Here is a 26566-nt window from a genome sequence, read left to right as displayed (position 1 = left end):
TGCTTGTCATTGACGGGTTCTGAGGAAAACGCTAAAATGCTGAATTCGACGGTGCATGAATCTAACTACTGTTCCCATCATCCTCACCGTCGGCGAGGTATAGACGGCGTTTTCCTCAGGTTCAGTCAATGGTGGCGTACGCATTCGTAACAAAAATCAAGTCATTAAAACAATCCCCTGACTTTCCACTTACTTACGCATATACAAAGAGAGAGTACTATGACAAAATCAACTGTTTTGTCATAATACTCTCCCTAATCTACAGCGTAAGACTTAGTACTAGGCATCAAAAAAATAATTTTTTTAAAGCCATTGTTTACAAATTTAAGCTTTTTTAACTATATGATCCTTATCCTTAAAGATATGACCTTCAGGAATGCAGCCGCGCACAGAAGAGAGGGGATATACATTGCAGTTTCTTCCGATTACTGTTCCGGGATTAAGAACTGAGTTACAGCCAACTTCAACGTTGTCGCCGAGCATTGCGCCCATTTTCTTAAGACCTGTTTCTACCTTGTCATCAGCGCCGTTCTTAACTATTACCAAGGTCTTGTCGCTCTTTACATTTGATGTGATAGAGCCTGCTCCCATATGAGCCTTGAATCCAAGGATTGAATCTCCAACGTAGTTATAATGAGGAACCTGAACCTTGTTGAAAAGAATTACATTCTTAAGTTCGGTTGAATTTCCTACAACAGCTCCTTTACCAACAATGGCGCTTCCTCTGATAAATGCGCACTGTCTGACTTCAGCATCCTCATCTATGATACATGGTCCTCCAAGGTAAGCGGAATCAAATACTTTGGCGCTTTTGGCAACCCATACATTCTCTCCGCGCTTTTCATACTTATCTGCAGGAAGTCTGTTTCCAAGCTCTATAATATAATCTTTTATGCCTGCAAGAAGTTCCCATGGATATTCTTTTGTTTGCATATAATCTGCAGCGATAGTTTCATTTAAGTTGTACATATTTGAAATCTTAAATTCTTCCATATCAAATACCTCACCTTCATTTTGAATTAACAACACAATAATAACATATATGAGGGCATAAGACTAAAAAAACTGTTAAAAAATAAACAACGTTATTGAAATTAGCATGATTATGTGCAAAAATAATGGTGGTGTTTTCTGAGGGGATGCTTCAGAGAGCATTGTCTTTGGCCGGATGTTTGGCAGACATCGCTATAAGGCCAGTCTAAAAATAGGTAGCAAGTAATGAAAGTTACTTCACAATACGAAAGGAGATTTTTTCATGATTTACTCTACAGAGGTAAAAAACATGTGCCCTGTAACTCAAGGGGTACACCATGGCGCTGCTCCCATTCCGGAAGAGGCTAAGTGGGTTAAGTCAAAAGAAATAAAGGATATTTCCGGCTATACACATGGTATCGGCTGGTGTGCTCCACAGCAGGGCTGCTGTAAGCTTTCCTTAAATGTTAAGGACGGTATTATTCAGGAGGCACTTGTTGAGACTATCGGATGTTCAGGAATGACACATTCAGCAGCTATGGCTTCTGAAATTCTTCCAGGACTTACAGTTCTTGAAGCTCTTAACACAGACCTTGTTTGTGACGCTATCAACACAGCTATGAGAGAGCTTTTCCTTCAGATCGTTTACGGTAGAACTCAGTCTGCATTCTCAGAGGATGGTCTTCAGATCGGTGCTGGTCTTGAGGATCTTGGTAAGGGTAACCGTTCAATGGTTGGTACAACATACGGTACACTTGAAAAGGGACCTCGTTACCTTGAACTTACAGATGGTTACATCACAGACATCGCTCTTGATGAGAACGATGAGATCATCGGATACAAGTATGTTAACTTTGGTAAGATGATGGACTTCATCAAAGCTGGTGATGATGCAAACACAGCTCTTGAGAAGGCTAAGGGACAGTATGGACGTGTTGCAGATGCAGTTCGTTGCATCGACCCAAGACACGAGTAATAGGTAAGGAGGAAAATATACAATGGCTTTATTTGAATCATATGAAAGAAGAGAGCCCCAGATCCTGGCTTGCCTTAAGGAGTATGGAATTTCTTCTATCGAAGAGTGTAAAGATATTACAATGGCAGCTGGTATTGATGTTTACAAGCTTATTGAAGGCATCCAGCCAATCTGCTTTGAAAACGCAAAGTGGGCTTACACAGTAGGTGCCGCTATCGCAATTAAAAAGAACTGCCGCAAGGCTGCTGACGCTGCTGCAGCAATCGGAATTGGTCTTCAGGCTTTCTGTATCCCCGGATCAGTTGCTGACAGACGTAAAGTAGGTCTTGGACATGGTAACCTTGGAAAGATGCTTCTTGAAGAGGATACAGAGTGCTTTGCATTCCTTGCTGGTCACGAGTCATTCGCAGCTGCTGAGGGTGCTATCGGTATCGCAGAGAAGGCTAACAAGGTTCGTCAGAAACCTCTTAGAGTTATTCTTAACGGTCTTGGAAAAGACGCTGCTCAGATTATTTCTCGTATCAACGGATTCACATATGTTGAGACAGAGTATGATTACTACACAGGCGAAGTTAAGGAAGTATTCAGAAAGTGCTATTCCAAGGATGCTAATTCACCTCGTGCAAAGGTTAACTGCTACGGCGCTAACGACGTACAGGAAGGTGTAGCTATCATGTGGAAGGAGAACGTTGACGTATCTATCACAGGTAACTCAACAAATCCTACAAGATTCCAGCACCCAGTTGCAGGTACATACAAGAAAGAGCGTATTGAAGCTGGTAAGAAGTACTTCTCAGTAGCATCAGGCGGTGGTACAGGTCGTACACTTCACCCAGATAACATGGCAGCTGGTCCTGCTTCTTATGGTATGACAGATACTATGGGACGTATGCATTCAGATGCTCAGTTTGCTGGTTCTTCATCAGTTCCTGCTCACGTAGAGATGATGGGTCTTATCGGAGCTGGTAACAACCCTATGGTTGGTATGACAGTTTCAACAGCCGTTTCAATCGAGGAGGCTGCAAAGGCTGGTAAGTTTTGACCATGATGACTTGACGAGGTCTTGTCGAGTCTAGTCAGCATGGTCGTTCGGGCGAGCACAGAGTGCGAGAGCCGAACTTCCAAATGAACTTGATATAATAAAGAAAAGCGAGTGCTCATCAGGGCGCTCGCTTATTTCTTTATTTATCTACGTCTGTCAGGGTACTGTTCGTAGAATTTATCTTTGTCTTTATACATGCGCTCGTCGGCATATCTCATGGCAAGACGCAGATTTCCGGAATCTGAATCATGATAGTAGCCTATTGCGAAATGAAGCCATTCAGGGTCTGATGCCTTTTCTCTTAGGCGCTTTATTTTTTCTTCAAAATCTTTTTCTGTGTCAAAAGAAATAACTGTAAATTCGTCACCACCTGCTCTGTAAATCTTGTCAGTTGGAAATACCTCTTTTAATACGTTTGCTGCATACACAAGAAGCTTATCGCCTTGATCATGCCCACCGGTATCGTTGATAGTCTTAAGACCGTTAAGATCACAGAACGCAACATTAAATGGCTTTGGATTGAATTCAAGCTTTAGAGCAAGCTCATCAACATTTACGTTCATACAATTTCTGTTAAATACACCTGTGAGCATATCCACGTTACTAAGATACTCAAGCCTCTGAAGAAACAGGTAATTTGCAACTTCAGATGACAGGAAGAAGGAGATAAGTTCTATTGTTTCTTTTATCCTTACAAGATGATTCGTATCGAAATTGGCGATATAGAGATAGCCTATGACTTCTCCGCTATGGATAAAAGGAACCAGACATAAACTTGTTACATTGTTATCCTTTAAAGTTTTTACCCAATCCGGTGCTTTTTCTTCAATCTGAGACATATCATGTTCATCTTTGATGATAATACTGTTTGTCACTTTTACCAGTTTTTCCCAGCTTTCGACTATTTCATAGGGAATTTCCGCAAAAATTTGTCTGGTCCTGTTTTCAGTATCTGCAACAGATGAACTAAGGATATCATAGGTTCTGAATTCTTTATCAATGGTAAGAGTACTGGCAGCAAAGGAGCCGGTATATTCAAGGATATCTTTTGTGACAATTTCCATACTTTCAAGAAACTTGTGCTCATTTCTGAGCTCTAAGCATGATTTTATTACAAAGCTCGCAATATCAGGGGATACATTGGCAAATTTCCCGGTATCCATTTCTTTGTTCAGAGTATAGGAGAACTGGCAGAATGAGATATTGGGGTCATCGCTTTTTTCAACAATAGGATTTAAAATATCCTGTGTCCAAAAGCCGTACATTCTGGTGGTATCTACATATGTGTTAATAAATTCTCCGTTCCAGGCTGAACGAAAACAGATATCTTCAAAATTGGGCTCCTTTGGAAGATGCACGGAATAGAGTTGGCCTTCAATTCTCTTTTCAAAATCATCATAGCCTATATTTGCGTCATTTTCTGTGCCTGCAAACATGTCATAATAACTTCTTTTAAATGCTTCATTAATGACGGCAAAGCGCACTTCGCCACAGCCTCCGTCAGAATTTTTTTCAACTGCCATTATGGCGCTTGGAATAGGAGACTGGTTTACTAATGTTTTTAAATGATTATATGTTTCATTCGTCATATTATTTAATCATCTCCGGGTGTTCATAATAGAATTCTTCTTTGAATTCCTGACCATATTCATTGGCAAATCTCATTGCAGTATGTAAATTACCTTCTGTCATGTCTGTATAATATCCGATTGTGAAGTAAACCCATTCCGGGTCAGATGCTTTTTCTTTTAAAGTCTTAATTTTTTCCTCAAATTCTTTTTCAGAGCTATTGGTGGAAATAACAGCAAATTCATCACCGGCAGATCTGTATATGAAATCGTCTTTAAATACATCTCTAAGTATTTTTCCGGCGTCTCGCAGAAGGTTGTTACCTGCATCATGCCCTTGATTTATATTTATGGTTTTTAGTGTAGCCAGATTACAAAAGGCTACACTGTAAGGAGTTGGAGATATCTTTAGCTCCATGGCAAGCTCATCAACCTTGGTGTTCATGGCATTTCTGTTCTGAACTCCTGTCCGAATATCAAGTGAGCTGAGGCTTCTTAATTTATCAATAAATATATGATGAGCCACTTCCGATGCAAGGAAAAAAGCTACCATCTCGATAGTATCTTTGACTCGTGAGAGGGTATTTATGTCGAAATTAGTAATATACAAATAACCGATAACCATGTTTTGATGTATGAAGGGGGCAAGACATATGCTTTTGACATCGTTTTTTCTCAAGGTGTCAACCCATTCAGGAGCTTTTTTCTCCATATCGTTCATATCCTGCTCATTTCGTATGATTATGCAGTCTGTACCTGAAACCAAATCCTCCCATGATTCAACAATTTCATAAGGAATATTTGCAAAAATGTCATGAATATTAACGAGATTATTTCTTACACATTCACTTACCACTTCAAATTGATAAAAATCTCTTGAGATGGTTATTATCGAAGCAGCAAAAGAATTAGTGAATTCACGAATTTCTTTAGTAACAAGATTCATTGTGGTGTAGAAATCATCGTTTTTTCTCAGATTAATACATGTTCTTATTACAAAGCTGGCTATATCGGGAGCGATGATAGAGTACTTTCCCGAATCCATTTCTTTGCTTAAATTGTATATAAACTGACAGTATCCAATATTTGGATCACCATTATTATTTATTGGAATTACTATATCCTCAGTCCAATAGCCGTATAATCTTGTGGTATCAACGTAAGCATGATAGTGTTCATTGTTCCAGGCAGCTTTAAAAAGAACGTCTTCAAATTTGGGATCTTTAGGGATTTTTAAATCATAAGATTTTCCTTCAACGTTTTCTCCGGTCATGCTGAATTTTTCATTAGTCGCAGCCATCAGAATAGTTCCGCAGGACCCGTCCTCATTTTTTTCTACCGACAGGATAGCAGAAGGCATGTTGCACATATTGACTATATTTTTCAATGTTGCATAATCGATACCTGACATTTTGTCCTCCGATAAATGTTAAAATAAAAATAACGGCATCACGTTAATATTTATACTATTATATATTACCATATTGTTTGCAAAAAAATGTATAATGTGATTATGTAATTTATGAAAATACTATTAAATTATTTGAGAGATTATTATGATGGATATAGCGGTTTTTAGTGATATTCACGGAAATCATTCGGCCTTGCAGGCTTGTATTGATTTTTGTATGGGAAAAGGTATAAGGAGATTTGTTCTTCTTGGAGATTATGTTACGGATTGTCCTAATCCGCAAAAGGCTTTGGAGCAGATATATGTTCTTAAGCAATACTTTGAAACGTATATTATCAGAGGGAACAGGGAGGAATATCTTTTAAACTATAGGAAAAGCGGAGAGGGAAACTGGAAAAAGGGCTCAGCCAGCGGTTCTTTACTTTATACCTATGAAAACCTTACCGATAAAGATTTCAAGTTTTTTGAATCTCTTCCAAATTATGGGATATATGAGCAGAATGGGATTCCGGAATTTGAGTATTGCCATGGCTCACCGACTGATACGGCAGAGCTTCTATTCAGAGAAAAGAGAAATACAAAAAAAGTATTATCCCATCTAAAGACCGGAGTTCTTTTGCATGGGCACAACCATGTTCAGGATACCTACATATACAGAGGAAAGAAAGCGGTTAATCCCGGTTCTGTAGGGATTCCATGGTATCACGATGGCAAAACCCAGTTTTGCATTCTTCATGGAATCGGAAAAAGTTGGGAAGAGGAGTATGTCCAGCTTGAATATGACAGAAAAGAAATATTAAGGGAGTTTAAGGATTCTGAACTTAAAAATTATGCTCCGGCATGGACTGCAGTTACAATGCATACCATAAGAACAGGTGTGGATCTTAATCAGACAGTTCTGCTGCGCGCAATGAGGCTGTGTGAGCAGGAGAAAGGTTTTGTTAAATGGCCTGATATTCCTGAGAAATACTGGGCAATAGCCCTAAAAGAAAACTATATTGATCTAAATGGCAAGGACATTCCTCACAAAGAAGAAAAATAGAATAAAACGGAATAAAATAAAAACGCGTCAAATGGCGCGTTTTTGGTTATGCTGAAACAACAGAGTTTCTGCCGTGTTGCTTGGCAATATATAGTCTGTTATCTGCTTCTTTAAGTAAGTCATAAGGAGTCATATCCTTGACGTAAGTTGCAGCTCCAAATGAAGATGTGACTTTTATATCCTCGTTGCCAAGTGAAAAGACATGATCAGATATTTCTTCACATAAACTTTCTACTGTCTGACAGAAATCCGTATAGCTAACGTTTTCTTTTGCGATTAGTAAAAATTCTTCGCCGCCCCATCTGCCGCAATATATATTGCTGTGGGATGACAGCATTTTTGCAATCCCGGTAAGAACGTGATCTCCCATGAGGTGCCCGTAAGTATCATTTATTCTTTTGAAGTGATCCACATCCATGATGGCTACACTTTTTCCGTTTCCTTCATAAAAGATTTTTTGGATAGATTGCCTGTTGTACAGGCCTGTAAGACTATCGGTATTGGCAAGCTCTTTTAATCTGAAGGAGTTTTGCTTGATGCTGACGGAATAAATTGTGCTGTAAAGTATAATGAATGAAAATGATATCAAAGCATTAGAATAAAAAAAGAATGTGGCTATTGATTCCGGGGCATTGTATCCTGTCGGCAGGTAACCGTTTCTGTTTAATGCATACAGAATAATAAAGGTGGCTACATATACAGGAACCAAAAGATTTGCTAAAATGTTCTGCGCTTTTGATTTAACAGGCATGAAGTAGGGGGTGATCACGGAAAGAACACAGGGAAACATCCAAAGCCAGAAACCACACTCATACCCCATAAATATGGTGGTTAAGACCATATGCAGATATATTTCCAAAAGACCTATCCAGATCATCAGGATATTATGATCTGTTGCATTCAGGCAATATTCAGCCATGTATATACAGATACTCGCTAAATTGATATATACCATTGGAGTACAATAGGAATAAATGTAAAGACCTTCAAGCAGAATATGAGCCAATAGCAGGAAAGATATAAGATTCATATAGAATTCTTTGTCCTCAAAGTCATACTGTGCTTTTTCTCTCTTGAGAAAGTTCGCAAGAAAGAAATTGTTAAATGAATTATTATTCATAGATTCCCCTACAAAAAAATTACTTTTTTCACCAAGTAAATATATTATAATAATCCGATTAAAAAAGTCTAGTTTATTATAGTAATGCACTAAAAAAAGTCCTGAAATAAAAAATTTCGGGACTTTTTTGACAAATGAGAATAATTTTCAGTTAGACTGTGGTATCAAGAGCAACCGAAGTATCTGCAGCGGTAGTCTTGTTTGCATCCTTATCATAGCTTTTTAACTGATTATCGAGCCATGAGGACTTGTATTTTGCGTATTTGTCAGCTGTTACTGTTGTGTCGGTAGCAGATGCTTTTTGGGTAGAACTTGTGGATGTTGATGCGGTATCTGTAGTGGTGGTCGAACCGGTCTCCCGATATGCATCAAGAGCATTTTTGTTGCCAACCTTTTTTACGTAGGACTTTAAAAGTGAACCGTATGCACCGCTTTTAATGCTGGAATAATCCGTTAAAAGACTACTCATGTCATTTACGTAGTTGTATGATCCGGACAAACTGCTAAAAATATCAGCCATTTTTTCACCTCCTTGATAATAATGAAAGCTCTTGGCCTCCGTGCCTAAGCATAGAAAAACTCATACTATTAAAGATATTATCACAGAAAAAAATAATATATGCAATTTACATGGAATAAAATAATTATAAAAATAAAATAACCGTTAATACTAATATTTTGCCCTATACGTCAAAAATTGCATAAACAGTGGCTTGTTATGTAATTAAAAGACTGAAAATGTAGAAAAAGAGAGAAAAAGAGAGAATATTAAAGAAAACTAAGGATTATTTTGAAAAATAGACGCTTTTACAACTTGCGCAAGTCAAATTAAACTACTAATATATGTTCTTAGAGATTAGCACTCGAATCAAATGAGTGCTAACAACAAATTAAATAATAATCACAGATTATATAAAGGAGGCATTTACAATGAAGTTAGAACCACTTTCAGACAGAGTTGTTTTAAAGCAGCTTGAGGCAGAAGAAACCACAAAGTCAGGTATCGTTCTTCCCGGAGCAGAAAAAGAAAAGCCACAGCAGGCAGAGGTCATTGCAGTAGGTCCTGGCGGAATCGTTGATGGCAAAGAAGTTAAGATGCAGGTTAAGGTAGGTGACAATGTCATCTATTCTAAGTATTCAGGAACAGAAGTTAAGCTTGATGATGTGACATACATCATTGTTAAGCAGAATGATATTTTAGCAATAATCAAATAATTATTGATAATATTTGGAGGCGATAAAAATGGCTAAGACAATAAAGTATGGTGCTGATGCCCGCACTGCTATGGTAGAGGGCGTTAATAAGCTGGCTGATACAGTCAGAGTAACAATCGGACCTAAGGGAAGAAATGTTGTACTTGATAAGAGCTACGGTGCTCCTACAATCACAAATGACGGTGTAACAATTGCAAAAGAGATTGAGCTTGAAGATGCATATGAGAACATGGGTGCTCAGCTTGTTAAGGAAGTTGCTACAAAGACAAACGATGTAGCAGGTGATGGAACAACTACAGCTACAGTTCTTGCACAGGCTATGATCAATGAAGGTGTTAAGAACCTTGCAGCAGGTGCTAATCCAATCGTTCTTCGTAAAGGTATGAAGAAGGCAACAGATGCAGCTGTTGAGTCTATCAGCAAGATGGCAACAAAGGTTAAAGGAAAAGAGCAGATCATGAGAGTTGCTGCTGTATCATCAGGAGATGATGAAGTAGGACAGATGATCGCTGATGCAATGGAGAAGGTTTCTAACGATGGTGTTATCACAATCGAAGAGTCCAAGACAATGCAGACAGAACTTGACCTTGTAGAAGGTATGCAGTTTGACAGAGGATATATCTCAGCTTACATGGCAACAGATATGGATAAGATGGAAGCTACATTAGAAGATCCATATATTCTTATTACAGACAAGAAGATTTCTAATATCCAGGATATCCTTCCTCTTCTTGAGCAGATCGTTAAGACAGGTTCTAAGCTCCTTATCATCGCTGAGGATGTTGACGGTGAGGCTCTTACAACTCTTATCGTTAATAAGCTTCGTGGAACATTCAACGTTGTAGCTGTTAAGGCTCCGGGATACGGTGATCGCAGAAAGGCTATGCTTGAAGATATCGCAATCCTTACAGGTGGTAAGGTTATTTCTTCAGATCTTGGACTTGAGCTTAAGGATACAACAATGGATGACCTTGGAAGAGCAAAGAGCATCAAGGTAGAGAAAGAAAAGACAACTATCGTAGATGGTCTTGGAAATAAGGATGACATTAAAGCAAGAGTATCTCAGATCAAGAAGCAGATTGAAGATACAACATCTGATTTTGATAAGGAAAAGCTTCAGGAGAGACTTGCTAAGCTTGCAGGTGGTGTTGCAGTTATCAGAGTAGGTGCTGCTACAGAGACAGAGATGAAGGAAGCCAAATACAGAATGGAAGATGCTCTTAACGCTACAAGAGCAGCCGTTGAAGAAGGTATCATCTTTGGTGGCGGAAGTGCATATATCCACGCTTCTAAAGAAGTTGCCAAGCTTGCTGATTCACTTGAAGGTGATGAAAAGACAGGTGCAAAGGTAGTTCTTAAGGCACTTGAAGCTCCTCTTTTCCATATTGCCAACAATGCAGGTCTTGACGGATCAGTTATCGTTAACAAGGTAAAAGAGTCTAAGCAGGGTATCGGATTTAACGCATATACAGAAGAGTACGTAGACATGGTTAAGGATGGAATCATTGATCCTGCCAAGGTTACAAGATCAGCTCTTCAGAACGCTACATCAGTAGCATCAAGCTTCCTTACAACAGAGGCAGCTGTAGCTACAATCAAAGAGCCGGTTCCTCCAATGCCAGCAGGCGGCGCAGGAATGGGAATGGGCATGTGAGCGATAACGAGCCAAACTCAAATACATAATCAAAACCGCCTTAGCGGTAACAATAGAGAAAACCACGGAACCAAGTTTACTTGGTATTCCGTGGTTTTTCTACTGTTATGTGTGCGATAGCACATTTTGATTATGTATTGGAGCTTGGCGACAACGGACGACAGGGAAATTGCGAAGCAATTTCGCTGTATGAGCGATAAACCACCTCGACAACAAAGTTTGGCGACTGGGATGCTGCACTAAATTCGGTAAAACCTCATTAAGTGCCCACCCATGGCTCGTACTAAGCTCGAAAGAACCTCGCTAAGTACTCTGCTCAAACGGACGACAGGGAAATCGCGAAGCAATTTCCCTGTATGAGCGCTGCACATTTTTCCATCCCTGCAAAAAAACATCTAATATTTTGCGCATTAACTCTATATAAAACTACTGAAAATCTGCTATACTCATCTTATAAAACATAAAGGAGGGGGAGTTATGGATGTTTCTATGCAAATTATCTGGCTGATAGTGGCAGTTGTTTTCGGAATTCTTGAACTTATTACTACAAGCCTTGTCAGTATATGGTTTGTCTTTGGCGCTGTTGTAGCGATGATCGTTGCACTTTTTAACGCTCCGGTTCTTTTTCAGGTGATTGTTTTTATTATCATATCTGTAGTTTCTCTTTTATTTACGAGGCCTTTAGCAAAAAAATATCTGAATGACAAAATTGTTAAGACTAATATTGATTCACTTGTCGGAAGAACTCTTATAGCCAAAACCGATATTGATAACCTTAAGATGAGCGGAAAAGCTGATCTTGACGGAACCACATGGATAGTGGTCAGTGAAGATGATTCACTTATTAGTGCAGGTGAAGAAATAGAAGTTGTAAAAATAGAGGGTGCAAAACTTATAGTAAGAAGAATAGGAGGATAATATTCATGGGATCAGTTTCCAAAGTTTATTTTACAAGGAATATCACGCCTGAGCAGGTGGTAAAAATGTATGATACCCTTGGAAAAAAGCTTACAGGCAAGATAGCTGTCAAGGTTCATTCCGGAGAAGACGGTAACCAGAACTATTTAAAACCGGAGTTCTGGAGACCTATGGTTGAGCATGTGGGCGGAACTGTGGTTGAGTGCAACACAGCATATGATGGTGAGAGAAACAGCACCGAGAAACATGTAAAGCTTATTAAAAAGCATGGCTGGAATGATTTCTTTGTAGTTGATCTCATGGATGCTGAGGGACCTGACGTTACACTTCCTATCGCTCATCCCGGGCATTTGAAGAATGATATAGTCGGCAAGAATCTTCTTAACTATGATTCTATGCTTGTGCTTTCACACTTTAAAGGGCATCCCATGGGTGGCTATGGCGGAGCACTTAAGCAGCTTTCTATTGGATGTGCATCAACAGCCGGAAAGGTTAATATTCACTCTGGTGGAAAGTATACAAAGACTGAGGAGCAGGCGATTGTATGGGATAATCATGCTGCACAGGATGATTTCCTTGAATCTATGGCTGAAGCCGCATCTGCTGTTGTGGATCACTTCAAAGGGAATATGGTCTTTGTAAATGTTATGAAGAATTTGTCAGTTGACTGCGACTGTTGCGCAGTTGCAGAGGATCCTTGCATGCAGGACGTGGGAATTCTTATTTCCACAGACCCGATAGCTATAGACAGAGCGTGTATGGATCTGGTTTATAAATCAGATGATCCGGGTAAAGATCATTTTCTTGAGAGAGTACATACGAGAAACGGAGAACATACAATTGATGCAGCCGCAGAGATGGGATTTGGCGTAAAAGAGTATGAGCTCATTTCTATAGATTAAAATAAAAAAGTTGGGGGTCATGTATTAATGGACATGACAAAGGAGGAAAAATGGTAGCATTAATCATTTTGGTAATACTTATTATTGCACTGTTGGCAGCAAATATCAGGGTTGTTCCTCAGGCACATTCTTTCGTGGTAGAAAGACTTGGAGCTTACAAGGAAACCTGGGATGTTGGACTTCATATTAAAGTTCCTTTCATAGACAGGGTTGCCCGTCAGGTTGATTTAAAGGAACAGTATTGTGATTTCCCACCGCAGCCGGTTATAACCCAGGATAATGTTACAATGCAGATTGATTCAATTGTATTCTTTAGAATTTCAGATCCTATGGCATATGCATATGGTGTCAGAAATCCTATAGGAGCTATTGAAAATCTGACTGCAACAACTCTTCGTAACGTTATCGGATCACTTACACTTGATGAAACACTTACATCCCGTGATCAGATCAATGCTCAGATGCAGGATGCACTTGATATTGCCACAGATCCATGGGGAATCAAGATCACAAGAGTCGAGCTTAAAAACATTAACCCTCCTGAGCAGATCAGAGATGCCATGGAGAAGCAGATGAAGGCAGAGCGTGAAAAGAGAGAGAAGATTCTTTTTGCGGAAGGTGAAAAGCAGTCTCAGATTACAGTTGCAGAAGGTGAAAAACAGAGTAAGATTCTTCAGGCTGAAGCTGATAAGCAGGCTACAATTTTAAGAGCTGAAGCTGAGAAGGAAAAGAAAATCCGTGAAGCTGAAGGTCAGGCGGAGGCTATCAGAAATATTCAGAAGGCTAATGCCGATGGTATCAGTATGTTAAAAGAAGCAGGAGCTGATGAATCAGTTCTTACATTAAAGAGTCTTGAAGCATTTGAGAAGGCAGCTGACGGACAGGCAACAAAGATAATTGTTCCGTCCAACATTCAGGGACTTGCCGGTCTTGCAGGATCTTTAAAAGAAATTGTGAAATAATAGAAAAAATATAGCGAAAATCACCATTATATAGTATTATTACATTACTGTGTAATTTGATAAAACAAAGGGGTTGTGCGTTTAACAGGCGTGCTACTCCTTTTCGCATGTAAAGGCTATTGTACTGGCATGGAAATTTGTCAAATTATCATCGTGTCAGTACACTGGTTTGGGAGGGTATGTCGTTGAATCTTGAAAGGCAAAAAAGAGCGCCTATTTATGAAGCGCTTGAGAGATTTAGAAAGCAGCGTGTAGTTCCTTTTGATGTTCCCGGACACAAGAGAGGAAGAGGAAATGCAGAGCTTGTAAGTTTTTTGGGTGACAGATGTGTAGGGATTGATGTTAATTCCATGAAACCACTTGATAATCTTTGTCATCCGGTTTCAGTTATCAAGGAAGCAGAAGAGCTTATGGCAGATGCATTTGGCGCTGCGCATGCGTTTATGATGGTGAATGGTACTACAAGTGCTGTTCAGGCAATGGTTCTTTCTCATGTTAAAATGGGTGAGAAAATCATTATGCCCAGAAACGTTCACAAAAGCGCTATAAATGCGTTGATATTATGTGGAGCAGTACCTGTATATATTGATCCTAAGGTTGATACTAAGCTTGGTATTCCGCTGGGAATGGAAATTGCTGATGTCAGAAAAGCGGTTAAAGAAAACCCTGATGCTAAGGCAATACTTATAAATAATCCTTCATACTATGGTATATGTTCTGATCTTAAGGCCATTGTTGAGCTTGCCCATGAAAATGGTATGAAGGCTCTTGTTGATGAAGCACATGGAACTCATCTGTATTTTGGACCGGGGCTTCCGCTCAACGCTATGGCGGCAGGTGCGGATATGGCAGCAATAAGTATGCATAAATCCGGAGGAAGTCTTACTCAGAGTTCTATTCTTCTTTGCGGTGAGGATGCCAATATAGGTTATATAAGCCGCATTGTTAATCTTACACAGACCACAAGTGCAAGTTATCTGCTTCTCGGCAGCCTTGATATATCCAGGAGGAATCTGGCACTTAACGGTTATAGCAGTTTTGAAAAAGTGACGAAGATGGCTCAGTATGCCAGAGAAGAGATTAACGATATTGGAGGCTACTATGCCTATGGCAATGAGCTTAAAAATGGCGGAAGCATTTTTGATTTTGATGAAACAAAGCTGGTTGTTAATACCAGGAGTATTGGACTTACCGGAATTGAGGTTTATGATCTTTTAAGAGATGAATACGATATTCAAATGGAGTTTGGAGATCTGTCAAATGTGATGGCTTATATATCAATTGGTGACAGACTTCAGGATATAGAGCGTCTGGCAGGAGCTCTTGCCGATATCAGAAGACTTTACGCCAAGCCTGAACAGAGCTTTTTCTCTGCAGAGTATGTGACACCTATAGTTAAGGCTACTCCACAGGAGGCTTTCTATGCGGAGAAAGAGCAGCTTCCTATAGATGCCTGCGTTGGCAGGATAAGTGCTGAATCTGTAATGTGTTATCCACCGGGAATACCGATTCTTTCTCCGGGGGAAGTTATTACAGAAGATATTCTTGATTATATAAAGACAGCGATGGCTAAAGGATGTTCAATGCAGGGACCTGAAAGTGAAGATATTTCGGAACTTTTTGTGTTAAAGTGACATTAAGGAGGAATAAGCATGGCTGAGATGGATTATTGGTTTAGCGATATGCATACCGGCAACGTCAAGATTAGCATAAGACTTGCCAAACAGCTTTTTTCAGGAACAAGTGAGTTTCAGAGAATTGACGTGTTTGATTCTCCGGAGTTTGGGAAATTTTTAACTTCTGATGGAAATATTATTTTTTCCGAAAAGGATGAATTTACCTATGATGAGATGATAGTTCATGTACCTATGGCGGTTCATCCAAAGGTTCAAAGGGTTCTGGTACTTGGCGGCGGTGATGGCGGTGTTGCCAGAGAGCTTTGTCATTACGACGAGATAAAGGTTATTGATGTGGTAGAACCTGATAATATGTTTGTAGATGTCTGCAAGCAGTATTTTCCTGATAATGCCATTGGGCTTGAGGATGACAGAGTACATATCTTTTATCAGGATGGACTTAAGTATTTGAGAAAATGCGAAGATATGTATGATCTTATTATAAATGATGCTACGGAACCTTTAGGGCATGAGGCAGGTCTTTTTACCAAGGAATTCTACGGAAGCTGCTATAAGGCTCTTCATGATGATGGAATCATGGTATATCAACATGGAAGCCCATTCTATGATGAGGATGAAGAAAGCTGCAGGGCAATGCACAGAAAGGCATACAGAGTATTCCCTGTAAACAGGGTTTATCAGGCGCATATTCCTACATGTCCTGCCGGATACTGGCTCTTTGGATTTGCCAGCAAAAAGTATCATCCACTTAAGGATTTTAATCCTGACAGATGGGATGAAAGAGGCATTAAGACCTGGTATTATACGACACATTTGCATAAGGGAGCATTTATGCTTCCCAAATATGTAGAGGATCTTCTTCAGGAAGAAGAGGACATGAGCAGGTAATTATTGGTTTTCATATCATTGTATTTATATGGAGCAAACGGAGGGATTATAAATGAGTAGATTATTGGTTATAGGATGTGGCGGAGTTGCACAGGTTGCAATCCAGAAGTGTTGTCAGAACAGCAGGGTTTTTACTGAAATGTGCCTTGCAAGCCGCACAGTATCAAAGTGTGATGCTCTTAAAGACAAGATTGAGAAGCAGGGAACAACTGTTAAAATCACAACAGCTACCGTAAATGCCGATAAGGTAGAAGATGTGGTAGCACTTATAAAGGAGTATAAGCCGGATGCAGTACTCAATGTTGCACTTCCTTATCAGGATCTGGTTATTATGGATGCCTGCCTTGAGTGTAAGGTTGATTATATTGATACTGCCAATTATGAGCCTGAAGATACAGATGAGCCCGTTTGGAGAGCAGCTTATGAAAAGAGATGCAAAGAGAAGGGATTTACAGCATATTTTGATTACAGTTATCAGTGGGCATACATGGATAAATTCAAGGAAGCCGGTATCACAGGTCTTCTTGGAACAGGCTTTGACCCGGGTGTAACAAGCGTATTTACAGCATATGCTAAAAAGCATTACTTTGACGAAATACATACAATAGATATTTTGGACTGCAATGGCGGCGATCATGGATATGCTTTCGCAACAAACTTCAATCCCGAGATCAATCTTCGTGAAGTAAGTGCTAACGGAAGCTATTGGGAAGACGGCCACTGGGTTGAGACTAAACCTATGGAGATAAAGAGAGTATATGATTTCCCACAGGTTGGTCAAAAGGATATGTACCTGCTTCATCATGAAGAAATAGAAGCCCTTGGTAAAAACTTCCCGGAGGTTAAGAGAATTCGTTTCTTTATGACATTTGGACAGAGCTATCTAGATCATATGCGCTGCCTTGAAGATGTAGGAATGCTATCAACAAGCCCTATTAATTTTGAGGGAAAAGAGATAGTTCCTATTCAGTTCTTGAAAGCTCTTTTACCTGATCCTGCAAGCCTTGGTCCCAGAACAGTCGGAAAGACTAATATTGGCTGTATATTCCGCGGAATCAAGGATGGAAAAGAGAGAACCATCTATATTTATAATGTCTGTGATCATCAGGAGTGTTACAAGGAGCTCGGAAGTCAGGCTATCAGCTATACAACAGGTGTTCCTGCCATGATAGGTACGGCTCTTGTGGTAAGTGGACAGTGGAAGAAACCGGGTGTATATACAACTGATGAGTTTGATCCGGATCCATACATGGAAATGCTTAATGAATATGGACTTCCATGGGTTGTTGATGAGAATCCGCAGCTTGTTGACTGATCATAATATATTTTTTGAGGGGAAACTATGAATCTATCTGAAATACGTACACCGGCGTATGTTATTGATGAAAAGAAATTACGAGAAAATCTTGAAATTCTTAAGAGAGTGCAAAATGAGTCAGGAGCGAAAATACTCCTGGCTCAAAAGGCGTACTCTGTCTATCAGACATATCCTTTAATATCTGAATATTTAACCGGTGCCACATCCTCAGGGCTTTTTGAAGCAAAGCTTGCAAGTGAAGAAATGCGAGGTGAGAATCATGTTTTTGAGCCTGCATTTGGAGACGAAGAGATGAAGGAGCTTTGTGAGATATGTGACCACATGGTTTTTAATTCTCTAAACCAGCTTGAACATCACAGACCTGTGTGGGAGAGCAAAGTATCTGAAGGAAAACTCTCTGTAGGTCTGAGAATCAATCCGGAGTTCAGTACTCAGGATGGTCATGAAATATATGATCCATGTGCCAAGGGTTCAAGGCTTGGCATAAGACTTAAATCCATGCCTGAAAGACTTCCTGACGGAGTTGAAGGATTGCATTTTCACACGCTTTGCGAGCAGGGATTTGAGCCTCTTGAGACAACTTTTTTGAAGGTTGAGGAGGAATTTAAAAGATTTTTTCCAAATCCTGTTCAGGATAATCGGGAAGGCTTTGATGAGGATACACGGGGTAGGATAAAATGGATAAATCTTGGCGGAGGACATCATATAACAAGAGAAGACTACGATGTAAACGGTCTTATAAATCTTGTTAAAAGAATAAGGCAGACCTATGGTATTGATGTCTATCTTGAACCGGGTGAGGCTATAGCTTTGGATGCCGGATACCTTGTGACAACGGTAATGGATATCGTTGAGACTGAACGCATACCGGTTCTTATTCTTGATACTTCAGCTGCCTGTCATATGCCCGATGTACTTGAGATGCCATACAGACCGCCTCTACAGGATGCTGAAGAGCCGGGAGAGATGAATTATACCTATAGATTGTCTTCAAGAACCTGTCTGGCAGGGGATGTAATTGGCGACTACAGTTTTGAAGAGCCAAAGCACATTGGAGACAGGTTAGTGTTTGAGGATATGGCAATTTACAGCATGGTTAAAAACAATACTTTTAACGGAATGCCTTTGCCTGATATAGATATTCTTCACGATGACGGAAGCGTTGATGTAATAAAGAGATTTGGCTATGAAGACTTTAAGTGCAGGCTTTAATCCTTTAAAATACAAATTTAGTTTATATGGGAAAAGAAATGGAAATAATTAGTGCAAAAACTCCTCTTACAGACGGGTTTTATATGCCGGCAGAATATGATAAACATGCAGGAACGCTTATGATTTATCCTACCAGACCCGGAAGCTGGGGAAAGGATAGAAGCGGTGCTCTTAATAGCTTTGGATGCATTTTTTTGGAAATCATAAAAAGAGAAAACTTATATCTCCTGGTTTCTGACGATTTTTATCAGGAGGCGTCTGCTTTTGTCTATAAGATCATAAATGAGTATTGCGATGAACTTAAAGTGTCGGGGAAGTATAATGAGGTATTTGAGAGATATATAGGTTCTTCTGATGAAGATGAACTAATACTTGAAGATATTTTGGAAGAGCGATGCTTTTTGATAAAGATTGATTCCGATGATGCCTGGGCAAGGGATGTCGGACCAACTTTTGTTGTGAATAATAAGCGTGATATTCGTGGAATAAACTGGAAGTTTAACGCCTGGGGCGGTGAGGTTGACGGTCTGTATGCTTCATGGGATAAGGATGATGCCCTGGCTGCAGCTTTTTGCAAAGCTATCGGTACTGACATGTATGATGCAACATCTTTTGTGCTTGAAGGAGGATCTATACATACTGACGGGGAAGGCACTCTGATGGTAACTGAAAGCTGCCTTTTGAGTCCCGGGAGAAATCCATCACTTAGCAAAGAGCAGATAGAAGACAATTTAAAAAAATATCTGGGAATAAAGAAAGTTCTTTGGCTGCCAAGGGGAATATATAACGACGAGACCAATGAACATGTAGATAATGTCTGTGCATTCGTTGCCCCTTCTGAAGTATTGCTTGCATGGACAGATAATGAGAATGATCCTCAGTATGAACTTTCAATGGCCTGCCTTGATTATCTTAATAAAGAAAGTGATGCAAAAGGAAGGAAAATACAGGTACATAAGCTTCCTGTTCCTGATCATCCTATAACCATTACCCAAAAGGATCTTCAAAACTATGAGTTTGAAGAAGGGGAAGATATGAGGGATGAGGGCGAGAGACTGGCGGCAAGTTACGTTAATTTCTATTTTGTAAACGGAGCCGTACTTGTGCCGCAGTTCGGCGGAGAAAATGCCAAAAGCGACCAGAGAGCATTGGAAATCCTTCGAAAGGTTTGCACCGGCAGAGAAATAATAGGGATTCCTGCCAGAGATATTTTGCTTGGCGGTGGAAATATTCACTGTATAACTCAGCAGATTCCCGAGTATAGAATCTGATTGATATGACTTCATGAACTGAAATTTGGTTGATATATTCTTAAATTTTTAATTTAAGAATGCATAAGGATTTTGCTAAATAGTTTGTTATTGGGAGGCAATATGTCGGATAAAGTAAAAGTTGCCTGTGTTCAGTTTGAATGTGGCAGGAAGGCTTCAAGCGATGAAGAACAGGTAAAAAGAAATATAGAAAAGGCAGGAGAACTTACAAGAAAAGCTGCTGCTGAAGGAGCAAAGATAATTCTTTTGTCGGAACTTTTTGAGAGAAAATATTTTTGTCAGGAAAGGTGTTATGACTATTACGAACTTGCTGTTCCTGCTAAGGAAAATCCGGCAGTTATTTATTTTAAAGCGCTATGTAAAGAACTGAATGTTGTAATGCCTATAAGTATCTTTGAGAGAGATGGAAATGTCTTTTACAATACGGTTGTAATGATAGATGCAGACGGTTCTGACCTTGGCATATACAGAAAAACACATATTCCGGATGATCACTATTATCAGGAAAAATTTTATTTTACTCCGGGCAATACAGGCTTTAAGGTTTTTGAAACGGCTTTTGGAAATGTTGGTGTTGGAATTTGCTGGGACCAGTGGTTTCCCGAGACTGCAAGGTGTCTTGCATTGAATGGGGCTGATATTATCCTTTATCCTACAGCTATCGGATCTGAGCCGATACTTGAAGTTGACAGTTCGGGACATTGGATGAGGACTATGCAGGGACACTCAGCGGCAAACATTGTACCGGTGGCGGCTGCTAATAGAATCGGAAGAGAAGATGTGGAGCCTTCGGAAGAAAACGGAGGTCAGAAATCCAGTCTGACTTTTTACGGAAGCAGCTTTTTGACTGATGAAACCGGAGATATAATATCAAAGGCCGGTCGTGATAAAGAAGAAATAATTTATGCTGAATATGATTTTGAAGAAAATCGCAAAATGAGATCTTCATGGGGAATGTTCAGAGACAGAAGACCTGAGTGCTATAAAGATATAACAAAATAGTGTCAGATTAGTTTATGAACAGTAGCGAAATAACTTGTAGTGGGGAAAAAAATGACAGTTGATGCTTACCTAAATCCGGATTTTACGTTAACTAAAAAGCTTATTTTTTTATTGATTACTTTTGCGGGAATAGGATTGTGTGTTCTTGGAATTTATATTTATTCCCGGATATCTGCACGGAAATATGTATCAGAAAAAAGAAAAGAATATCAGAGTATTGATTTTGAGATAAGACTCCAAAAGTTTTTTGAGATGCTGATTGCAGGAACTGCGGTAATGTCGTTTTCATGTACCTATGTAATCATCAATCATGTATATAGTCTGGTTTCGTCAGGTAAAGCTACGAATCTTACGAGTATTGAGAGATATCTTGCAAATACATGGGCTGATGGCAAAGATTTTATTCTTTTGTTTTTGATTCTGTTTTCATGCGTTATAAATACAGTTCTTGACTGTCTTATCATAAGACTTAAGATACTGACAAACGAAGAAAAAGCTACCATGCGTATGCTGGCAATGTTTTATGTAATACTTATACTTATGTATCTTAATAACATTGGAGATGAGAGTGAATACGGCCCGGTAATGATGTATTATTTTGGATTGATGATAGGAAGATTTGTGTACTTTGATGCTTCATTTAAAGACTTCTTAAATAACATCAAAAATGTATTTTTAAATATGATCTATTTAATACTTGACCTTGCGCTAACCGGATTATTGTGCTACATAGGTTTTCAAGCCGGATATTTCCTTGAAAGAAACTATTATATAGTCGGTATCTTCCATACACAGCTCTTTATGTTGGCTGCTATTTTTATAATTCATTATGGCAGGAAAATTATTGATTGTTATAAACAGGCACATAAATAAATTGAGACACATCGCAGAATAATTCTGTGGCATCCATAACTTTGCAAATGATACCAGAACTCTGAACAAAAGTTACGGATGCCACAGGATTTTTTTATGCCATCTGGAAAGCAGAGCTTATTTTGCTCTTTCTTTTATGACTTTAAGGTCATCAACCGAGAATTTATAAGCTTTATTACAGAACTGACAGCATAGTTCAACTTCTTTGCCATCGTCTATCATTTCCTGAATTTCTTTTTTACCGATGAGCATAAGGGCTCTTTCAACGCGATCCTTATCACAGTTGCAGTAGAAATTCAGATCTACCCTGTCTGTGAATTCAATGTCGAAACCTTCAAGTATTATTTCAAGGAGCTCTTCGGGGGTCTTACCGGCTTTGAGAATATCTGTGACAGATGAGAATTTCTGTAAGTTAAACTCAAGATGGGTAATTGTCTGTTCGTCAGCAAAGGGAAGAAGCTGAATTATAAAGCCACCGGCCGCTATAACCGAGAGACTTTCCCTTTCTACAAGGACACCGAGACCGACTGATGAAGGTGTCTGTTCGGATTTAGTGAAGTAATATGTAAGATCTTCGGCAACTTCTCCGGAGTACAAAGGAACCTGGCCAACGTATGGCTCTTTAAGTCCCATATCCCTTATTACCGTGAGAGTTCCTTCTCCGATTCCACCGCCTACATTTAAGTGTCCTGCGGCGTTTGGCTCCATGATTACATATGGATTTACTGCATAACCTTTGACATTACCATGTCTGTCTGCAGTTGCAAGTACACCCTTAAGGGGGCCGTCTCCATCCATCTTTACGGTGATAAGGTCATCATCGTTATCCATCATTGTTCCCATCATAACAGTACCCGTCATAAGTCTTCCAAGAGCCGCTGCAGCGATGGGAGAGAGATTGTGGGCTTTTCGACCGTATTCAGCCAAATCTTTCGTAGTTGCAGAAAAAGCTCTTATCTGAGCGTTTCCGGCAGTTGCACGAACCATGTAATCTTTATATGACATAGAATAACCTCTTCTTTCAAATAATAAGCTTTTCCATAATAATTGATTTTTTCAGATATGTAAACACTATAGTTTAATCAAAATTTAATAAAAATAATATCGTTATTACAGAAAATGATTCTTGTGTCGCATTATAATATGAAGTAGTGCGAGTACAATAATCCTTGTTTATAGTATCAGGAGGAATAAATGAAAAGTAAAGAAAAAAATGGAAAAATTGTTCTAAAACTCATTATTGCAGCGGTTATTGCAATTATTTTTGTTGCGGCTGTTTTGACTATTATCAGTGGTGTTGAAATAAACAATACATATGATGATATGGTCAAAGAAGAGCTAAAGGTTGCAGTTGAACAGCTTAACAGTGAGATGAGCAATGTATGGGATGGTGATTGGGCTTATGACGGAAGTAATCTTTACAAAGGTGAAGAAAACGTTATGGTTGAATATGAAAGCATATTGGATGAACTCAAGTCACTTACCGGAATAGAGTATTCTATCATATATGGTAAAACGAGGGTTTTGACAACATTAAGAGATAGTAACGGAAAAAAAGCGATAGGATTTGATGTTTCGGACGCTGTATATAATACTGTTGTTGGAAGTAAGTCAGAGTACTATGCAAAAAGCATTCCGGCAGGTACAAATGAAAACTATTATCTTTATTACTCACCTCTTTTGAATAATGACGGTACAGCTATTGGAATGGTATTTGCAGGAAGAGAAAGTGATTCGGTTGATGCTAAAATCACAAAGATTATAGTATCAATGGCTATTATATCCACGATTTTGGCACTTGTAACTTCTGCAGTTGGTTATTTTGTAGCAAATACTGTTTCTGTAAAGATGCGTGCCATTGCGGACGAACTTGGAAAACTTTCTCTTGGAGATTTGAAGCTTAATATCGATGAAAAATCTCAGGCAAGAAATGATGAAATAGGTCTTTTGGCAGATGGGGCAAAAACACTTAGCGAGAAGCTTGGTGATGTTATTACAAGAACCATGAAAATGTCTGATGAATTAAAAAGGTCAGGAACTGAATTGTCAGATTCTGCAACTCAGGCATCAAACGCTTCAGGTCAGGTGAGTCAGGCAGTAGATGAAATATCAAAGGGGGCTGTTACACAGGCTGAAAGCGTTGAAACAGCAGCCGGAAACACTCAGGATATCGGAAGAGATATTGATGAAGTGGCAGAAAATGTTAAGCAGCTTAGCAGTTACTCAAGTGAAATGAAGTCATCCTGCGAATCGGCAATGGAGGCATTGGACAGTTTGATCCAGCAAAGCAGGGATGTTCAGGATTCGGTAAGGGATATCGGGCAGACAATTGATTCAACAAACGAGTCAGCAAGAGAAATTTCCAAATTTTCCGAAGCTATCACTTCAATCGCAAGTCAGACAAATCTTTTGTCACTAAATGCTTCAATTGAGGCAGCAAGAGCAGGAGATGCAGGAAAAGGATTTGCAGTTGTTGCTACAGAAATAGGACAGCTTGCGGTGCAAAGCAGTGAGAGCGCCGATGAGATAAAGAAAATTGTAGAAAAGCTTGTTGCCGATGCAGAGGCATCAGTTGAAGTTATGCAGAGACTTAATTCCAGCTTTGATGCGCAAACGCAGCATTTGGATGACACCAGATCAAACATGCAGAGCATGGCTGAAAATGTGGACAATGTATCTGACAGTGCTGTAAATATTTCGGATCATATTGATAAACTTAATGTTGCAAAAGATAAACTGGTTGAGATAATTTCAGATCTTTCTGCAATTTCTGAAGAAAATGCCGCTTCTACAGAAGAGACTAATGCTTCTATGCAGGAACTGAATGCAACATTTGCTATTATTACGGAGTCAGCCAATAAATTGCAGGATCTGGCAGGCGATATGACTGAAGTAATAAGCTATTTTAAGCCTTGACAGGTTACTGATCAGAAACTGGGAAATTTTGCAATCATAGTACTTTGCGATAGGCAAAATTGCTACTTAAGAATAGCCTTATCCATGCTCGTTTTAATTGACATATATTTAACGTGTCGCTATAATATTTTTTGTGTAATTATTAACAAACATGCTTATGCATATGTATTAGATAGGAGCGGGATATGGCAGAAAAAGAAATTTCTCAGGCGGTTATCGCCAGGCTCCCGAGGTATTTTAGATACTTAGGTGACCTTAAGGAAAAAGGTGTTGAGAGGATTTCATCTCAAGAGCTTTCAAGCATTATGAAGGTTACTGCTTCACAGATAAGACAGGATTTTAATAATTTTGGTGGTTTTGGACAGCAGGGATACGGCTATAATGTTAGCTACCTTTATGAAGAGATAAGCAAGATACTTGGAATAGACAAACAGCACAGTTTGGTAATCATTGGTGCAGGACATCTTGGAAAGGCTATTGCAGGTTATACCAATTTTACCAGAAGAGGATTTGTATTTAAGGGTGCTTTTGATTGCAATCCGGATCTCTATGGAACCAGGATACGTGATGTAGAGGTAAGACCAATAGAAGAGATGGAGAGCTTTGTCAAGGACAATAAAATTGAAATTGCTGTCTTGACTATTCCTAAGGACCAGGCGGTTCCTATGGCACATAAGCTTGCAGATTGCGGAATCAAGGCAATATGGAATTTTGCCCACGTCGATCTGGAAGTTCCTGACAAAATTCAGGTAGAAAATGTACATTTATCTGACAGTTTAATGAAATTATCGTATAATATAAATAGGTACGAAAATAACATTTGACAGTGAGAGAAACTGATGGCAAAAAGTGATGATATATATATGTCTGCTCTTGAAGGGAAGAGTATTCCCATACTGACGCTTGATAATAAGTGGCATCAGTTGTTTACGCAGACAGATATGACCCCCGAGATTGAGCAGCTTGCAGACGAACTGAACGCGCTGATTGAGCGTGATGGTAAGATTCGAAGTGAGACCAAGGATATCAAGAAGCTTAAGAAAAAGCTTCTTGGTGAAATTGTGCCGCTTAGAGATAAAGCAAATAAGTCAGGTAGTTCTACCGCTATTGAAAAAGAAATTCAGGACAGAACAAGACTTATAAATGACTGTAATGACAGGCTTGATTCACACCAGGTTGAACTTCTTGATCTATCCAGAGCAATATATGATATTGACTATAAACTTATGATAGAGACCATGAGGGTTTGCTACGAGAGGCTTCATGGGAATACTGACTATATCAAGACCATGGATGAATGGATTTCAAGGGCCAGGATTGAACTAAAGAAAAACATCATTCGCCTTCAGGAAACTGAAATTGAGAATTATAATCTTTATTCGTATATGCATCAGATATTTGGCCCTGAAGTTATAGAGCTTTTTGACATGAAGTATGATCCGGATAGAAGACATCCTATCCGAAGACCACTTTCCGGGGAAGAATCTGACTATGTTGAATGACACAGGCTGCCTAAGGGCAGCCTGTTTTCAGTTTGCGCGCCATGGGCGCGCTCTAACGGGTGTAAGTCCCAAACACACCCAGATAGTGGGAAGTGTATAGCCGAACAGCAAGGGTGTCCATCGTGAGGTGGAATCTGAAGGAAGCTGTAAGCAAATCTCTGGTCC

Annotated in this window: 24 protein-coding genes; 18 read left to right on the top strand and 6 right to left on the bottom strand. The window is 39.4% G+C overall.

Translation table 11 applies throughout. The features are described from left to right. Nucleotides 1-324 precede the first annotated feature (324 nt). On the bottom strand, nucleotides 325-993 hold the full coding sequence (locus J6O61_RS10225) for a UDP-N-acetylglucosamine pyrophosphorylase (RefSeq protein WP_292212686.1): 669 nt from the start codon (nucleotides 991-993) through the stop codon (nucleotides 325-327). Nucleotides 994-1255: 262 nt separating this feature from the next. On the opposite strand from J6O61_RS10225, the gene J6O61_RS10220 reads away from it, so the two are divergent. After that, nucleotides 1256-1948, top strand: coding sequence for an iron-sulfur cluster assembly scaffold protein (locus tag J6O61_RS10220; RefSeq protein WP_022773289.1), 693 nt, complete (start codon nucleotides 1256-1258; stop codon nucleotides 1946-1948). 22 nt (nucleotides 1949-1970) lie between these two features. Next, nucleotides 1971-2990, top strand: a complete 1020-nt coding sequence (locus J6O61_RS10215) for a GGGtGRT protein (protein WP_074883199.1) — start codon at nucleotides 1971-1973, stop codon at nucleotides 2988-2990. Between the two features lie 143 nt (nucleotides 2991-3133). Here the strand turns inward: J6O61_RS10215 and J6O61_RS10210 are convergent, their stop codons facing one another. Together J6O61_RS10210 and J6O61_RS10205 are read right to left on the bottom strand one after the other, a co-directional pair. Further along, the gene (locus J6O61_RS10210; protein WP_292212684.1) at nucleotides 3134-4579 is read right to left on the bottom strand and encodes a GGDEF domain-containing protein; all 1446 of its coding nucleotides are present in this window, start codon (nucleotides 4577-4579) and stop codon (nucleotides 3134-3136) included. A gap of 1 nt (nucleotide 4580) precedes the next feature. After that, on the bottom strand, nucleotides 4581-5969 hold the full coding sequence (locus J6O61_RS10205; RefSeq protein ID WP_292212681.1) for a GGDEF domain-containing protein: 1389 nt from the start codon (nucleotides 5967-5969) through the stop codon (nucleotides 4581-4583). A 145-nt stretch (nucleotides 5970-6114) separates the two neighbouring features. Between J6O61_RS10205 and J6O61_RS10200 the strand changes: the two genes are divergently transcribed. Continuing rightward, the gene (locus tag J6O61_RS10200) at nucleotides 6115-7011 is read left to right on the top strand and encodes a metallophosphoesterase family protein (RefSeq protein WP_292212679.1); all 897 of its coding nucleotides are present in this window, start codon (nucleotides 6115-6117) and stop codon (nucleotides 7009-7011) included. Nucleotides 7012-7057: 46 nt separating this feature from the next. Here the strand turns inward: J6O61_RS10200 and J6O61_RS10195 are convergent, their stop codons facing one another. Both J6O61_RS10195 and J6O61_RS10190 read right to left on the bottom strand, forming a co-directional pair. Further along, complete coding sequence (locus J6O61_RS10195) at nucleotides 7058-8131, bottom strand: GGDEF domain-containing protein (protein ID WP_292212678.1); 1074 nt, start codon at nucleotides 8129-8131, stop codon at nucleotides 7058-7060. Nucleotides 8132-8282: 151 nt separating this feature from the next. Next, nucleotides 8283-8651, bottom strand: coding sequence for a hypothetical protein (locus J6O61_RS10190; RefSeq protein WP_292212675.1), 369 nt, complete (start codon nucleotides 8649-8651; stop codon nucleotides 8283-8285). 410 nt (nucleotides 8652-9061) lie between these two features. Here J6O61_RS10190 and J6O61_RS10185 point away from each other — a divergent pair, with 410 nt between their 5' ends. The 12 genes from J6O61_RS10185 (at nucleotide 9062) to J6O61_RS10130 (ending at nucleotide 21983) form a co-directional block, all read left to right on the top strand. Next, the gene (locus J6O61_RS10185) at nucleotides 9062-9346 is read left to right on the top strand and encodes a co-chaperone GroES (protein ID WP_074883223.1); all 285 of its coding nucleotides are present in this window, start codon (nucleotides 9062-9064) and stop codon (nucleotides 9344-9346) included. A 28-nt stretch (nucleotides 9347-9374) separates the two neighbouring features. Continuing rightward, on the top strand, nucleotides 9375-11000 hold the full coding sequence (groL, locus tag J6O61_RS10180) for a chaperonin GroEL (protein WP_292212670.1): 1626 nt from the start codon (nucleotides 9375-9377) through the stop codon (nucleotides 10998-11000). 477 nt (nucleotides 11001-11477) lie between these two features. After that, nucleotides 11478-11918, top strand: coding sequence for an NfeD family protein (locus J6O61_RS10175; RefSeq protein ID WP_292212668.1), 441 nt, complete (start codon nucleotides 11478-11480; stop codon nucleotides 11916-11918). A gap of 5 nt (nucleotides 11919-11923) precedes the next feature. After that, the gene (locus J6O61_RS10170) at nucleotides 11924-12820 is read left to right on the top strand and encodes a DUF362 domain-containing protein (RefSeq protein ID WP_292212666.1); all 897 of its coding nucleotides are present in this window, start codon (nucleotides 11924-11926) and stop codon (nucleotides 12818-12820) included. Nucleotides 12821-12870: 50 nt separating this feature from the next. Continuing rightward, the gene (locus J6O61_RS10165) at nucleotides 12871-13782 is read left to right on the top strand and encodes an SPFH domain-containing protein (protein ID WP_292212663.1); all 912 of its coding nucleotides are present in this window, start codon (nucleotides 12871-12873) and stop codon (nucleotides 13780-13782) included. A 179-nt stretch (nucleotides 13783-13961) separates the two neighbouring features. After that, nucleotides 13962-15416, top strand: a complete 1455-nt coding sequence (locus J6O61_RS10160; RefSeq protein ID WP_292212658.1) for an aminotransferase class I/II-fold pyridoxal phosphate-dependent enzyme — start codon at nucleotides 13962-13964, stop codon at nucleotides 15414-15416. Between the two features lie 27 nt (nucleotides 15417-15443). Continuing rightward, nucleotides 15444-16307 carry a polyamine aminopropyltransferase gene (gene speE / locus J6O61_RS10155; RefSeq protein ID WP_026663772.1) on the top strand — a complete coding sequence of 288 codons (864 nt, stop codon included), beginning with the start codon at nucleotides 15444-15446 and terminating at the stop codon, nucleotides 16305-16307. A gap of 52 nt (nucleotides 16308-16359) precedes the next feature. Further along, nucleotides 16360-17622, top strand: a complete 1263-nt coding sequence (locus J6O61_RS10150) for a saccharopine dehydrogenase family protein (protein WP_292212657.1) — start codon at nucleotides 16360-16362, stop codon at nucleotides 17620-17622. Nucleotides 17623-17649: 27 nt separating this feature from the next. Beyond that, complete coding sequence (gene nspC / locus J6O61_RS10145; RefSeq protein WP_292212654.1) at nucleotides 17650-18837, top strand: carboxynorspermidine decarboxylase; 1188 nt, start codon at nucleotides 17650-17652, stop codon at nucleotides 18835-18837. 26 nt (nucleotides 18838-18863) lie between these two features. Next, the gene (gene aguA, locus J6O61_RS10140) at nucleotides 18864-20108 is read left to right on the top strand and encodes an agmatine deiminase (protein WP_292212652.1); all 1245 of its coding nucleotides are present in this window, start codon (nucleotides 18864-18866) and stop codon (nucleotides 20106-20108) included. A gap of 102 nt (nucleotides 20109-20210) precedes the next feature. Next, nucleotides 20211-21110, top strand: coding sequence for an N-carbamoylputrescine amidase (aguB, locus tag J6O61_RS10135; RefSeq protein WP_292212649.1), 900 nt, complete (start codon nucleotides 20211-20213; stop codon nucleotides 21108-21110). Nucleotides 21111-21161: 51 nt separating this feature from the next. Next, nucleotides 21162-21983, top strand: coding sequence for a hypothetical protein (locus J6O61_RS10130; RefSeq protein ID WP_292212647.1), 822 nt, complete (start codon nucleotides 21162-21164; stop codon nucleotides 21981-21983). Between the two features lie 117 nt (nucleotides 21984-22100). Here J6O61_RS10130 and hslO read toward each other — a convergent pair whose 3' ends face one another. Then, complete coding sequence (hslO, locus tag J6O61_RS10125; RefSeq protein ID WP_292212644.1) at nucleotides 22101-22988, bottom strand: Hsp33 family molecular chaperone HslO; 888 nt, start codon at nucleotides 22986-22988, stop codon at nucleotides 22101-22103. Between the two features lie 189 nt (nucleotides 22989-23177). Here hslO and J6O61_RS10120 point away from each other — a divergent pair, with 189 nt between their 5' ends. The 3 genes from J6O61_RS10120 to J6O61_RS10110 all read left to right on the top strand — a co-directional run bounded on the left by J6O61_RS10120 (nucleotide 23178) and on the right by J6O61_RS10110 (nucleotide 26401). Beyond that, the gene (locus tag J6O61_RS10120; RefSeq protein WP_292212640.1) at nucleotides 23178-24899 is read left to right on the top strand and encodes a methyl-accepting chemotaxis protein; all 1722 of its coding nucleotides are present in this window, start codon (nucleotides 23178-23180) and stop codon (nucleotides 24897-24899) included. Between the two features lie 185 nt (nucleotides 24900-25084). Then, nucleotides 25085-25723, top strand: coding sequence for a redox-sensing transcriptional repressor Rex (locus tag J6O61_RS10115; RefSeq protein WP_292212637.1), 639 nt, complete (start codon nucleotides 25085-25087; stop codon nucleotides 25721-25723). 15 nt (nucleotides 25724-25738) lie between these two features. Continuing rightward, nucleotides 25739-26401: a hypothetical protein gene (locus J6O61_RS10110; RefSeq protein WP_292212634.1), complete on the top strand. Its 663-nt coding sequence runs from the start codon at nucleotides 25739-25741 to the stop codon at nucleotides 26399-26401. The last annotated feature ends 165 nt before the right edge of the window (nucleotides 26402-26566 follow it).

It is taken from the genome of Butyrivibrio sp. (assembly GCF_017635265.1).
Taxonomy (GTDB): domain Bacteria; phylum Bacillota; class Clostridia; order Lachnospirales; family Lachnospiraceae; genus Butyrivibrio.
Note: the sequence above shows the minus strand (reverse complement) of the source record. Positions and strands in the feature narration are given on the sequence as shown.

Excerpts from the sequence above, each read along its gene's own strand:
- J6O61_RS10130 (WP_292212647.1), top strand. The coding sequence starts at position 21,162 with ATGACAGTTGATGCTTACCTAAATCCGGATTTTACGTTAACTAAAAAG.
- nspC (WP_292212654.1), top strand. The coding sequence starts at position 17,650 with ATGAATCTATCTGAAATACGTACACCGGCGTATGTTATTGATGAAAAG.
- J6O61_RS10165 (WP_292212663.1), top strand. The coding sequence starts at position 12,871 with ATGGTAGCATTAATCATTTTGGTAATACTTATTATTGCACTGTTGGCA.
- J6O61_RS10195 (WP_292212678.1), bottom strand. The coding sequence starts at position 8,131 with ATGAATAATAATTCATTTAACAATTTCTTTCTTGCGAACTTTCTCAAG.
- groL (WP_292212670.1), top strand. The coding sequence starts at position 9,375 with ATGGCTAAGACAATAAAGTATGGTGCTGATGCCCGCACTGCTATGGTA.
- J6O61_RS10190 (WP_292212675.1), bottom strand. The coding sequence starts at position 8,651 with ATGGCTGATATTTTTAGCAGTTTGTCCGGATCATACAACTACGTAAAT.
- J6O61_RS10210 (WP_292212684.1), bottom strand. The coding sequence starts at position 4,579 with ATGACGAATGAAACATATAATCATTTAAAAACATTAGTAAACCAGTCT.
- J6O61_RS10220 (WP_022773289.1), top strand. The coding sequence starts at position 1,256 with ATGATTTACTCTACAGAGGTAAAAAACATGTGCCCTGTAACTCAAGGG.
- J6O61_RS10150 (WP_292212657.1), top strand. The coding sequence starts at position 16,360 with ATGAGTAGATTATTGGTTATAGGATGTGGCGGAGTTGCACAGGTTGCA.
- aguB (WP_292212649.1), top strand. The coding sequence starts at position 20,211 with ATGTCGGATAAAGTAAAAGTTGCCTGTGTTCAGTTTGAATGTGGCAGG.
- J6O61_RS10120 (WP_292212640.1), top strand. The coding sequence starts at position 23,178 with ATGAAAAGTAAAGAAAAAAATGGAAAAATTGTTCTAAAACTCATTATT.
- J6O61_RS10225 (WP_292212686.1), bottom strand. The coding sequence starts at position 993 with ATGGAAGAATTTAAGATTTCAAATATGTACAACTTAAATGAAACTATC.
- J6O61_RS10200 (WP_292212679.1), top strand. The coding sequence starts at position 6,115 with ATGATGGATATAGCGGTTTTTAGTGATATTCACGGAAATCATTCGGCC.
- J6O61_RS10160 (WP_292212658.1), top strand. The coding sequence starts at position 13,962 with ATGTCGTTGAATCTTGAAAGGCAAAAAAGAGCGCCTATTTATGAAGCG.
- J6O61_RS10215 (WP_074883199.1), top strand. The coding sequence starts at position 1,971 with ATGGCTTTATTTGAATCATATGAAAGAAGAGAGCCCCAGATCCTGGCT.
- J6O61_RS10170 (WP_292212666.1), top strand. The coding sequence starts at position 11,924 with ATGGGATCAGTTTCCAAAGTTTATTTTACAAGGAATATCACGCCTGAG.
- J6O61_RS10110 (WP_292212634.1), top strand. The coding sequence starts at position 25,739 with ATGGCAAAAAGTGATGATATATATATGTCTGCTCTTGAAGGGAAGAGT.
- hslO (WP_292212644.1), bottom strand. The coding sequence starts at position 22,988 with ATGTCATATAAAGATTACATGGTTCGTGCAACTGCCGGAAACGCTCAG.
- J6O61_RS10205 (WP_292212681.1), bottom strand. The coding sequence starts at position 5,969 with ATGTCAGGTATCGATTATGCAACATTGAAAAATATAGTCAATATGTGC.
- speE (WP_026663772.1), top strand. The coding sequence starts at position 15,444 with ATGGATTATTGGTTTAGCGATATGCATACCGGCAACGTCAAGATTAGC.
- J6O61_RS10115 (WP_292212637.1), top strand. The coding sequence starts at position 25,085 with ATGGCAGAAAAAGAAATTTCTCAGGCGGTTATCGCCAGGCTCCCGAGG.
- J6O61_RS10175 (WP_292212668.1), top strand. The coding sequence starts at position 11,478 with ATGGATGTTTCTATGCAAATTATCTGGCTGATAGTGGCAGTTGTTTTC.
- J6O61_RS10185 (WP_074883223.1), top strand. The coding sequence starts at position 9,062 with ATGAAGTTAGAACCACTTTCAGACAGAGTTGTTTTAAAGCAGCTTGAG.
- aguA (WP_292212652.1), top strand. The coding sequence starts at position 18,864 with ATGGGAAAAGAAATGGAAATAATTAGTGCAAAAACTCCTCTTACAGAC.